Origin of the sequence: Geminocystis sp. GBBB08, assembly GCF_016743215.1 — a bacterium.
GTDB lineage: Bacteria > Cyanobacteriota > Cyanobacteriia > Cyanobacteriales > Cyanobacteriaceae > Geminocystis.
Map to the genome: position 1 here is coordinate 1 of NZ_VRZC01000123.1, position 12,073 is coordinate 12,073.

11 protein-coding genes and 1 pseudogene are annotated in these 12,073 nt (G+C 36.0%); 3 read left to right on the top strand and 9 right to left on the bottom strand.

The window, feature by feature from the left end:
• Positions 1–282 precede the first annotated feature (282 nt).
• Complete coding sequence (locus tag FWJ34_RS14220) at positions 283–480, top strand: hypothetical protein (RefSeq protein WP_308255994.1); 198 nt, start codon at positions 283–285, stop codon at positions 478–480.
• A gap of 160 nt (positions 481–640) precedes the next feature.
• Here the strand turns inward: FWJ34_RS14220 and FWJ34_RS14225 are convergent, their stop codons facing one another.
• Both FWJ34_RS14225 and cax read right to left on the bottom strand, forming a co-directional pair.
• Entirely contained in the window at positions 641–1,312 is a 672-nt protein-coding gene (locus FWJ34_RS14225; RefSeq protein ID WP_308255995.1) for an N-acetylmannosamine-6-phosphate 2-epimerase, read from the bottom strand.
• 92 nt (positions 1,313–1,404) lie between these two features.
• Entirely contained in the window at positions 1,405–2,496 is a 1,092-nt protein-coding gene (cax, locus tag FWJ34_RS14230; protein ID WP_308255996.1) for a calcium/proton exchanger, read from the bottom strand.
• A 142-nt stretch (positions 2,497–2,638) separates the two neighbouring features.
• Between cax and FWJ34_RS14235 the strand changes: the two genes are divergently transcribed.
• Positions 2,639–3,838 (top strand): lipid-A-disaccharide synthase-related protein, encoded by a 1,200-nt coding sequence (locus FWJ34_RS14235; RefSeq protein WP_308255997.1) that lies wholly within the window; start codon positions 2,639–2,641, stop codon positions 3,836–3,838.
• Positions 3,839–3,882: 44 nt separating this feature from the next.
• Here the strand turns inward: FWJ34_RS14235 and rpsJ are convergent, their stop codons facing one another.
• The 7 genes and pseudogenes from rpsJ to FWJ34_RS14270 form a co-directional block, all read right to left on the bottom strand.
• Complete coding sequence (rpsJ, locus tag FWJ34_RS14240; RefSeq protein ID WP_308255998.1) at positions 3,883–4,200, bottom strand: 30S ribosomal protein S10; 318 nt, start codon at positions 4,198–4,200, stop codon at positions 3,883–3,885.
• A 265-nt stretch (positions 4,201–4,465) separates the two neighbouring features.
• Entirely contained in the window at positions 4,466–5,695 is a 1,230-nt protein-coding gene (gene tuf / locus FWJ34_RS14245) for an elongation factor Tu (RefSeq protein WP_308255999.1), read from the bottom strand.
• Positions 5,696–5,819: 124 nt separating this feature from the next.
• Positions 5,820–7,895, bottom strand: coding sequence for an elongation factor G (gene fusA, locus FWJ34_RS14250; protein ID WP_308256000.1), 2,076 nt, complete (start codon positions 7,893–7,895; stop codon positions 5,820–5,822).
• A gap of 155 nt (positions 7,896–8,050) precedes the next feature.
• Positions 8,051–8,521 (bottom strand): 30S ribosomal protein S7, encoded by a 471-nt coding sequence (gene rpsG, locus FWJ34_RS14255; RefSeq protein ID WP_308256001.1) that lies wholly within the window; start codon positions 8,519–8,521, stop codon positions 8,051–8,053.
• A 37-nt stretch (positions 8,522–8,558) separates the two neighbouring features.
• Entirely contained in the window at positions 8,559–8,933 is a 375-nt protein-coding gene (gene rpsL / locus FWJ34_RS14260; protein WP_308256002.1) for a 30S ribosomal protein S12, read from the bottom strand.
• A 178-nt stretch (positions 8,934–9,111) separates the two neighbouring features.
• Positions 9,112–10,212 (bottom strand): annotated as a pseudogene (gene ribD / locus FWJ34_RS14265) (bifunctional diaminohydroxyphosphoribosylaminopyrimidine deaminase/5-amino-6-(5-phosphoribosylamino)uracil reductase RibD).
• Between the two features lie 43 nt (positions 10,213–10,255).
• Positions 10,256–11,773 (bottom strand): class I SAM-dependent methyltransferase, encoded by a 1,518-nt coding sequence (locus FWJ34_RS14270; RefSeq protein WP_308256004.1) that lies wholly within the window; start codon positions 11,771–11,773, stop codon positions 10,256–10,258.
• 110 nt (positions 11,774–11,883) lie between these two features.
• Between FWJ34_RS14270 and FWJ34_RS14275 the strand changes: the two genes are divergently transcribed.
• Positions 11,884–12,073, top strand: a 190-nt coding sequence (locus FWJ34_RS14275) for a recombinase family protein (RefSeq protein ID WP_396231963.1), incomplete at its 3' end; no start/stop codon positions are given.

The following is a 12,073-nucleotide window of genomic DNA, read 5'->3' on the forward strand; positions in this document are numbered from 1 at the left end:
GTACTCGTGCAAAATAGATTGTGAATTTTTAAATTAATTAAAATAACATACAATCCTTGTTGCCTATTGCTTATTATCTTCTGTCTTTCATAAAGTAAACATACAATTAATTTTGCCTACTTACTTATAGAAACGGGAAATCATATTGCTCAAAATGGTAATGGTAATCAACGTCGTCAATGTGCCAAAAAATTTGTCACTCAAGTTCAAAAAGCACTCAGAGGAGAGTCCCCTTTCAAACCTATTCGTTTTTTACAACAAAAAGATTTACAATTATGGCTAGTGGATTTTCCCGATTCAGCAATGCGCGGCAGTGGATTGGGAGATTTATCAATTATTCACGATTGGCAAAAACTCTGTAATATCAATCAAGGCAGACGGGTTTATATTTGGTCTTTGGATGAGCATCTCTACAACTGCGATCGTTCTCCTCTATTAGACATCTCCAGAAATAAAAAACTAAATCAGTTTCAATATTGAAATCATTAAATTAATATAGTTTATTGTCATTTTCAATCTTTGAAAAATAATTATTGGAGAAGTCTATTCTAGTTTTATAGTCATTTTAAATAAGAATGAAAGAGTTTATGTATATCTTAATTTTTTATTGCTTATTAACTATAAAATGACGTGCGGTGGGCTACAAGCAAGGCTTAGTGAATTTTTGAGCTAATAAATCAATACCCGTAATCGCCGTACCTACTACCACCGAAAAACAACCTAAATCAAGGGCTTTTTTTACTTCTTGGGGTGTTTTGACTCCACCCTCACAAATAATGGGTTTATCGATGGATTTGATCAGTTTCTCGATGAATTCAAAGCTAGGGGGGAGCAAATCTTGTGTTTCTTTTGTATAACCGTAAAGAGTAGTGCCAATAAAATCAGCCCCCGCATTAGAAGCAGCGATGGCATTTTCAAGAGTATCAATATCCGCCATCACAGGTTTACCCAATTTTTGCTGAATTTGGGTGATAATTTCAGACATGGTTTCTCCATTAGGGCGACTTCTTTGAGTAGCATCAATAGCGATAATATCTGCCCCTGCTTCACTTACTGCTACCGCATCTTTAAAACGAGGAGTAATATAAACAGAAGAATTAAGCCCCATTTGCTTCCATAAACCAATGACAGGAATATTAGGTAATAATTGCTTAACTGCTGTAATATGACTGGGGCTATCAATTCTTAAACCCTTTGCACCTTGGTTAATACAGGCTTTGCCCATGGCAGCAATGATATTTGGATTGTGTAAAGGTGAATCACTAGGTGCTTGACAGGAAATAATTAGGCTTGATTTTAAGATTTCGAGCATAAAAAATTAATAATTGATAAAAACACGATGAAAATTGATTTTTTTACTTTGATTGAGTCAATTTTGAATATTACTTATTACTTATTACTTAATTAAGCTAAACCTTCAATGGCAGGATGAAAATAAAAAGCTAAACCAATCACTGTATAAGTAGCCAATAATAAAACTCCTTCTAACCAGTTAGAATTACCGTCAGAACTGATAGAATTAGCAATTAATACCGAAACCGCCACCGCTACTAATTCAAAGGGATTAAAATTCAAATCCATCGGTTGCCCAATTATCCAACCGGCAATTACTAACACTGGTGCAACAAATAAAGCAATTTGTAAACTAGATCCTAGCGCCACAGATACCGATAAATCCATTTTATTTTTTATAGCGACCGTTACAGCCGTAGCGTGTTCGGCAGCATTACCAATAATTGGTAACAAAATCACCCCAGTGAATAAGACGGGTAAGCCTAAATCTTCCGTAGCTTTTTCGAGGGAATCCACTAATAATTCTGACTCGATAGCTACCCCAAGAGTCACAATTAATAAAATTCCCACCCATAATAAGATATTCGGTTTTTTACCTGGAGTTTCGCCTTCTTCTTCATTTTCTGCTACTCCTACATCATATAAATAAGAATGAGTTTTCATTGAAAATAAGAGAGTTAATAAATAAACCCCGATTAACACTACTGCTACAGCTACAGATAAAGTTTGTAATGTTTTTGAAGTGATACCAGTAGAAGTAAATTCTACCGCAGTGGGTAATAAAAGAGCGATTACTGCTAAATTCATGGATGAAGCATTTAAACGAGCAGCAGTAGGTGGAAAATTTTGCTCTTTATATTTTAATCCTCCCAAAAACATGGCAAATCCCATTACTAGCAGTAAATTACCAATAATTGAGCCTGTTAACGTTGCTTTTACTACTTGCACTAATCCACTTTTAAGGGCTATAAAAGCTAAAATTAATTCGGTAGCGTTACCAAATGTAGCATTTAATAAGCCTCCTAAATTTGGTCCTAAAACTACCGCAATTTCTTCTGTAGCAACTCCCATAAATGCCGCTAAAGGTATAATAGCCATAGCTGAGGTTAAAAAAATGATCGATTCACTCCAATGTAAAAAATGTCCTGTGATCGAAATGGGAATAAAGACTAATAAAATAGAAAAAATGAGATTTTTGTTCATATTTAAGACATTAAGGATTGATAATTATAATGATACTGTGTCTTTTTTTTAGCTCATCAAAAAATTTTTGCTTAGATTTTCTTATTATATAATTAGTTACCAAAATTTTTGAAAATTAAAATAGTTTATTTTACCAATAAATATGAATAAAAATAGTGAGAAAGTTAAAAAAATTTTATTTATTAGTAATGGTCACGGAGAAGACTTAAATAGTAGTTTAATGGCAGAGGCTTTACTTTCGGTTGATCATAATTTAACTATTCATGCTTTTCCCATTGTAGGGGAAGGAAAATCCTATATCAATAAAAATATTACTATAGTTGCCCCCTTACAATCGATGCCTTCGGGAGGCATTTTTTATCTGAATATTCTTAACTTGATTCAAGATTTATATTCTGGCTTAATTGCCTTAACTATTAAACAAATTATTACTCTTAATAAAATTAAAAATAATTATGATTTAGTTATCGCTGTAGGAGATATTGTTCCACTTTTTTTTGCTTATTTAACAGGTAAAAATTATTTGAATTTTTTAGTAGCTAATTCAAGTTATTATGAAGGGAAATTAAAACTACCTTTTCTGACTAAATTATTATTACGATCGCCTCGTTGTCAACTAATTTTTACTAAGGATAAATTCACCTCTGAAGATTTACAAGCTCAAGGATTAACCAAGACAATTTGTGAAGGTTATCCCATTATGGATGGATTAAAACCCACAGAAAAAAATCTCAATTTATCTTCAGAAATACCAATGATTGCCTTATTACCTGGTAGTCGTTTACCCGAAGCCTTGCACAATTTAAGTTTACAATTAGAAGTGTGCGAAACTTTAGTCAAAATATCACGAAAATCTTGGCAGTTTCGAGCTGCATTAGTACCTAGCATTACTGATAATCATTTAAAGTCGATCGCTAATAACCTTAACTGGCATTATGATTCAGGGATTTTTAGTCAAGAAATTAACGGAAAAAATATTTTTGTCAGGGTTTATAACGATGCCTTTGCCGATATTATACTACAGTGTAACCTAGTGTTAGGTATGGCGGGAACGGCAGTAGAACAAGCAGTTGGCTTAGGGAAACCAATAATACAAATACCAGGAAAAGGACCTCAATTTACCTATAGATTCGCTGAAGCACAAATGAGATTATTAGGGAGTAGTACAGTTACCATTGAGGATGATAGAGATAAAACTGTTATTTGTCAAAAAACTGCCCTGAAAATAATAGAGATAATAGAAGATAGAGAATTTTTAGCTAACTGTATTAATAACGGTAAAGAAAGAATTGGAGATAGAGGTGCATCCTTAAAAATGGCAAAAAAAATTCTTTTCTACTGAAAAAAGTAGGGCGATACACCGCCCACAAAAATAACAACCAAAACCTATAATTTCACTTCAATATCTACCCCCGCAGGTAAATCTAATTTCATCAAAGCATCAATAGTTTTAGAAGAAGGTTGATAAATGTCGATAACACGACGATGAGTCCGAGTTTCAAAATGTTCTCTAGAATCTTTATCAACGTGAGGAGATCTCAGGACGCAATATATTTTACGCTTTGTCGGTAGAGGAATCGGACCTACGGGTGAGGCATTAGTGCGGTTAGCAGTTTCTACAATTTTAGTACAAGATGTATCTAGTAAACGGCGATCAAATGCTTTAAGACGGATACGAATTTTCTGTTGTTGTAAAGTTGCCATGATAATTTTTTCCTATGTATTTATATTTTCAAGGTACAAGTGAATGAGGAATGAGAAATGAGAAATGATTACTAGAAATACTTGGTAATAATTCAGAATAATTTTGTTTTTTGAAATTTTCTCCTAGTCTTCTAGTCTCCTAGCATCATTTTCACCGATACTTTTATATTGAACTCAGGTTAAAGTTAGGGTAAAGATGCTTAAATAACACAAAAAATTAGGACGTACAAATCAAATAAAATGTACGCCCGTTTATTATGTCAACCTATTTTAAGATTTTGGATACAGCACCAGCACCAATAGTACGACCCCCTTCACGGATAGCGAAACGCATACCCTGTTCAATAGCAATGGGGTTGATTAATTCAACAGTCATTTTAATACGATCGCCTGGCATAACCATTTCAGCAGCACTACCATCATCAGCAGTAAAGTCACTGATAGTTCCAGTTACGTCAGTGGTACGCACATAGAACTGAGGACGGTATCCGGGGAAGAAAGGAGTATGACGGCCACCTTCTTCTTTTTTGAGAACGTAAACTTCCGCTTCAAACTTGGTGTGAGGAGTGATAGAACCTGGTTTAGCTAAAACCATACCACGTTCAATCGATTCTTTTTCAATACCACGAAGAAGTACACCTACGTTGTCTCCTGCTAAACCTTCTTCTAAAGTTTTTTGGAACATTTCCACACCCGTAACGACACCATTACGAGTATCTCTGATTCCTACTAATTGCACGGTTTCTTGAACTTTAACTTTACCACGTTCGATACGACCAGTTGCAACAGTACCACGACCAGTGATCGAGAAAACGTCCTCTACAGCCATTAAGAAAGGCTTGTCAATATCACGCTCAGGAGTAGGAATGTAACTGTCCACAGCATCCATTAGGGCATGAATTTTATCAGTCCACTCATTTTCCCCTTTTTGGGTTTTAGGGTTAGATGTCATTTGTTCAACCGCTTTTAAGGCAGAACCAGCAACGATAGGAATATCATCTCCAGGGAAGCCATACTCAGTTAACAACTCACGAACTTCTAACTCAACAAGTTCTAATAATTCAGCGTCATCTACTTGGTCTTCTTTGTTTAAGAATACAACCAAGCTAGGTACACCAACTTGTCTTGCTAAGAGGATATGTTCACGGGTTTGAGGCATAGGTCCATCGGCAGCAGATACTACTAAGATAGCTCCATCCATTTGAGCCGCACCAGTGATCATATTTTTAACATAGTCAGCGTGACCTGGACAGTCAACGTGAGCATAGTGACGATCAGGAGACTCATATTCAACGTGAGCGGTGTTGATGGTAATACCACGAGCTTTTTCTTCAGGTGCAGCATCGATTTCATCGTATTTACGAGCTTTTGCTTGACCTAAAGCGGATAAAGTTAAGGTAATAGCTGCGGTAAGAGTAGTTTTACCGTGGTCAACGTGACCAATAGTACCAATATTAACGTGGGGCTTTGTTCTTTCAAATTTTTCCCGTGCCATTTTTGTTGTGTTTCCTTTATTTAATAAATTAAATTAATTAATATTGCAGAGTAGATTATAGGAGACATCAGATTTTCACTTTTGTCTTTCTACCTTTCAAGAGGATTAAGGGGGTTGCCTTCTGCTATAGATAACCTCTATTTTTAGCAATAATGGTATTTGCCACATTGCTAGGAACTTCAGCATAATTGCTAAACTCCATGCTAAATATACCACGTCCTTGGGTCTTAGAGCGAATATCCGTCGCATATCCGAACATCGCCCCTAAAGGAACTTTGGCTGTAACTTTAGCTAAACCGTATTCTGAGTTCATGCCCTCAATAGTGCCACGACGAGAGTTGAGATCCCCGATTACATCTCCTAAGAAATTTTCTGGGACTTCCACTTCAACTTTCATCATCGGTTCTAACAACACAGGTGCTGCTTTTTCAACACCATCCCGAATTGCCATTGAACCTGCTATCTTAAATGCCATTTCTGAGGAATCAACATCGTGATATGAACCATCAATAAGAGTCACTTTGAGATCAATTACCGGATAACCAGCGATTATACCTGATTCACAGGCTTCTTTGATGCCCTGCCCCACTGAAGGGATATATTCTTTGGGAATTGTACCGCCCACGATTTTTGAGACAAATTCAAAGCCTTTCCCTTCTTCCTGAGGCTCAACTTCGATTACCACATGACCATATTGCCCTTTCCCGCCACTTTGACGGATGAATTTACCTTCTGCACTTACTGCTTTACGGATTGTCTCACGATAAGATACTTGAGGTTGTCCTACATGGGCTTCAACTTTAAACTCTCGTAACATTCGATCGACTAAAATCTCTAAGTGTAGTTCTCCCATTCCAGCGATTACCGTTTGGTTAGTTTCGGGATCGATACTGACTTTAAAGGTAGGATCTTCATCAGAAAGAGCTTGTAAAGCCTTTGATAACTTATCCATATCTTGAGTCGTTTTTGGCTCTACTGCTACGGAAATAACGGGTTCAGGTACATATAAGGATTCTAAAATAATCGGGTGTTGATCATCACATAAAGTATCCCCAGTGGTGGTTAATTTTAAGCCAATAATCGCTCCTAAATCCCCCGCCCTTAACTCGTCCACTTCAATGCGATCGTTAGCTTTCAGGATAATTAAACGAGAAATCCGTTCTTTTTTGTCTTTACTAGCATTATAAGCGTAACTACCTTTTGCCAAAACCCCTGAATATACCCGAATAAATGTTAAACGACCATAGGGATCGGAAGCAATTTTAAAAGCCAAGGCGGAAAAAGGTTCATCATCGCTAGAATGTCTAATAGCCTCTTCGCCATTAGGCAAAATACCTTTAATAGCTGGAACTTCAGTTGGTGCTGGTAAATAATCCACCACCGCATCTAAAAGTAGTTGTACACCTTTATTTTTAAAAGCTGAACCGCACAACATGGGCATAATTGTACCCTTAATAGTACCTTCCCGTAGAGCTTTTTGTATTTCTTCGTTAGTAATTTCTTCTTCTCCTAAGTATTTTTCCAAAAGAAGTTCATCTGATTCTGCTACCGCTTCGATCAAATAACCACGATACTCTTGGGCTAATTCTTGAAGTTCTGAAGGAATTTCCGTTACTTCTACATCTTGACCTAAATCATCTTTGTAGATATTAGCTTTCATGGTCACTAAATCCACGATGCCTTGAAAATTATCTTCACTACCGAGGGGAATTTGAATCGCTACAGCTGGAGTTTTTAAACGCTCTTTTACCTGTTGATATACCTTAAAGAAATTTGCTCCCGTGCGATCCATTTTATTGACAAAGGCAATACGAGGAACATGATAACGATCTGCTTGTCGCCAAACGGTTTCCGACTGAGGCTGAACACCACCTACAGAACAAAATACAGCGATAACCCCATCAAGGACACGCATAGATCTTTCTACTTCAATGGTAAAGTCAACGTGACCGGGGGTATCAATGATGTTAATATGATGACCTCGCCAATCAGTACTAATGGCCGCCGCCGTGATGGTGATTCCTCGTTCTCGTTCCTGCTCCATCCAGTCTGTGACAGCATTACCATCATGAACTTCCCCGATCTTGTGAACAATACCAGAGTAAAAAAGTATTCTTTCTGTTGTAGTGGTTTTACCCGCATCTATATGAGCCGCAATGCCTATATTACGGACTTTTTCAAGGGGAATTATCCTAGCCACAGTTACCTCCTTTGACTTAGAGCAATACTTTTAAGGTGATTTCTGCTAAAAAATTGACACCGTTTACTATTCTACACTTTTCTTAACAAAACTCACAACCTTTCCAAGAGGAATTTTTGATCATGTAGAGGATAAATGTTGGTCAATTTATAGAATTAATAACGATAATGAGCGAAAGCCTTGTTAGCTTCAGCCATTTTATGTGTTTCTTCTCTTTTCTTGATAGCCCCACCAGTTTCGTTAGCTGCATCCATAATTTCGTTAGCCAATTTCATGGACATGGTTTTACCACTTCTTTTCCGAGAAAATGTAATTAACCAGCGTAAGGCGAGACTACTACCACGGGAAGAACGAACTTCCATCGGTACTTGATAAGTAGCACCACCAACTCTTCTAGCTTTAACTTCCACTAAAGGAGTTAGATTTTTGATGGCTTTTTCAAAAGTTTCCATCGGTTCGTTACCAGTTCTTTCAGCGATGATACTTAAGGCATCATATAAAATTCTGGCGGCGAGAGATTTTTTGCCATCTTTCATGATTCTACGGATGGTCATATTTACCAAACGACTGTTATAAAGAGGATCTGGTGGTACTTCTACCACTTTAGCTTTACTTCTGCGAGACATTTATCTATATCCTTAATAATGTTATTTTTCAGTTAATCTAAGCTTTAGGACGTTTTGCACCATATTTGGAGCGTCCCTGCTTTCTATCTTTAACACCCGTAGCATCAAGAGTACCTCTAACTATGTGGTATCTTACACCAGGTAAATCTTTCACCCTGCCACCTCTGATTAAAACCACAGAGTGTTCTTGTAAGTTATGACCTATTCCAGGAATATAAGCCGTTACTTCAAACCCCGATGTTAAACGAACCCTTGCGACTTTTCTTAAAGCAGAGTTCGGTTTTTTGGGAGTTGTTGTATAAACTCTTGTACATACACCACGACGCTGAGGGCATTCTTTAAGCGCAGGGGATTTGGTTTTTTTCTGAATTTGAGAACGTTCGCTACGAATTAGTTGTTGAATAGTTGGCATGAGGTATGCTTTTTATACACAATTTTTGTATATATAATTATAATTATCGCTAGTATATATTACCAGTGACAATCTACGATCATATCCCATTTTTTCAACTTTTGTCAATTAATAATTGTCATTTGTCGAGCAACGAGGCAATGGTAAATTCTAAATTCTACATTCTACATTCTACATTCTACATTCTCAATTCTAAATTCTCAAAGTAGGCTTCGATTAAAAAATCATGATCAATTTGCTGAATTTTAGTATTGTTAAGTAATAAAGCCTCATTCATGGCATTAATACCTAAATCATCTATAGGAGTAGGTGCATTTTTGCCGCCGATAATTTTAGGGGCAATAAAAGCATATATTTTTTGGATATTCCCAGATACGATAGCCTGTGAGGCTAAATTGCCGCCACATTCCCACAAAACTGCGTTTAATCCTCTTTGATGGAGATTATTCATCACGAAAGTGGGGTTAATATCTTCTATCTCGACAATTTCTACTCCCTTATCTAATAATTGACTTTTTGTAGTTGCATTGGGTTGAGAATGAGTAAAAATAACAGTTTTTGCTTGGTTTATATCCCAAAGGTGATAGTTTAGAGCAAAATCCAGAGTTTTCGTCATTACTACCCGCAAAGGATTATGAGTAGTTACTCCATGAGTCGTTAACTGAGGATTATCACGTCTGACGGTATTACCTCCGACAATTACGGCATCACAACTACTTCTTAAATGATGGACAAAATTTCGGGTATTGGTGCCTGTAATCCATTGACTATGACCTGTATTTGTAGCAATTTTACCATCTAAAGTCATAGCATATTTAAAGATACCAAAAGGGCGTTGAAATTTCACTCGATGGATAAATGCCTCATTAAGTTTTAAACAATCTTCTTCTTCAACACCTACTTTGACATCAATTCCAGCCTCTAGCAATTTTTTGATGCTACTACCAGAAACTCTACTATCGGGATCTATCATCCCTACTACAACTTGTTTGACTTTGGCTTTGATTAAGGCTTGAGTACAAGGGGGCGTACGTCCAAAATGATTTCAGGGTTCTAAATTTACATAAACGGTAGAATCTTCGGCATTTAATACAGCAGCTTGTAAGGCGAAGACTTCGGCATGGGGTTGTCCTGCTTGAGGATGAAAACCCTCACCGATAATTTTACCCTCCTTAACAATTACTGAACCAACCAAAGGATTAGGAGATGTTTTACCTTGAGCTTTTTTTGCTAATTCAAGGCATCTTTGCATTATTCTACTGTCAAAATCTCTGATCATTATTCACTGTTTAATATATTTAAAGAACAAAACGAGTGTCAAATTAAATTCCTAATTTTTTTAAGGTGGGAACACTATTTTTATAAAATTCTTTAGCAATGTTTTCCAAATGTGCGATATTTTCTTCTGGAGTTTGTAAAACTTGGTTATCTTTCATCAATTTTTTGTTTTGACTTGATAGCACATTCCAAACAAATTTAACGGCATCTTCCCCCATTCCTTGCGCAAAAAGCAAAAGTTGTTCCATAGGAGTAACGACAACTCCAGTACCAATTAAAGGTGAGGCTAAGTAACTCATTTCATCACTGACAAAAGCTTTTTTGATTACGGCATTATTAAAAGCATCTGTAAAGGGTTTTTTTTGTTGACAAATTTGATCATCTACCGCAGGATGAACATAACCAATCCCAGTTAATACAATTAAGGCTTGATAAAGATTGTTCATGGTAATTTTGTTGATAGCAGGATGATTATGTAACTCTTCCATAGTTAAAGACGATTCAGCCAACACATCACAAATAGGATTGTAAATGTCTAAATGCAATGTAACATTTCCCACGGCAAAAGATTGTTGCAACTTTACAGTATTACGAGGAACTATTAAAGCATAACGTATATTCCTAATGAGTTCGGACTGTTGTACTGGAGTCATTGGTAATTTTCCACGAGCAAAAATATCTCGTCGAAACTGAGTATTCAAGTAAAAATCTCTAACAACTTCTTTATAAATGGGATCTTTAATTTCATTTAATTCTTTTTGTGCTTCTTGACTGAGATTGAGAACATCTACATAATCAGTAAGTTGAGCTGAACCAATAAAATTAAGTTTTGCTTCTTCTAACTCTTGTACTACTTGATCAAAATAAAAGCTATTCCATTGCTCATTAAAATATTCATGGGCGAGATAATAACGATTTTGTAGTTTTAGTCTTTCATAACGATTTTTAAGATTAGGGTTTTGAACAAAGTAACCTGCCTTAGTATCGATTAACTTGCCGGTAAAATTTAAGGCTTGTTCAATACTTTCTAAAATTGGTTCAGAAGATTGTTGGCGATGTCTTAACATTAAACCTTGTATGGGTATTGCTACAGACCATCCGGGTAGAGCATTATAAGACAGATAAACTAAACCTCCTACTGTGAGTTTTTGATCAATAAATTTGACAATAGCCTGACGATTTTCAGGAGTAATCCAGCTATAAATTCCATGTAAAACGATAAAGTCAAATTGTGGTAAATCTTGATGGATAAATTTGGTAAAGCTATCATCAAAGAAGTGAACATTTTGATTGGTTGCTGAGGAAGCAAGGGTTTTAGCTTCTAGTATATGATTAGGATTGAAGTCATTGGCGTAAAATTGGGCGTGGGGATAAGCTGATGCGAGTAAATTAGTAGTGTAACCCCTACCACAACCTAATTCACAGTAGTTGAAAGGCTTGTTTAAGTCAGGAGGATGGACAGAATTTACAGCAGTGGCTAAGGCTAATTTTAAGGGGCTTAATTCACCATAAAAACCATAGGTATAGTTAATTTCTGAAATGTAACCTTCATTCCAAACCATAAATTTTTTCGTTAGTTTATTACTGATTTCTAAATCTTATCAAAAAATAAGGATTAAAAATCTATTTTAAATTTAAGTTGTAACTAAGTGATATTTTTAAAATCAAGGAGGTGGGTAGCGGATTAAACGATAATCGAAAACAATTAGCTCAAATTTTAGTTGATGATAACTACAATGTCTTGATTGTAGAACATAAAGACCGTCTCGCTAGATTTGGCACAAATTACCTGTCATTATTATTAGAAAAAACAGGAAAAAAACTAGAAATAGTAAATTTAGCAGACCATAACAAAGATGAAT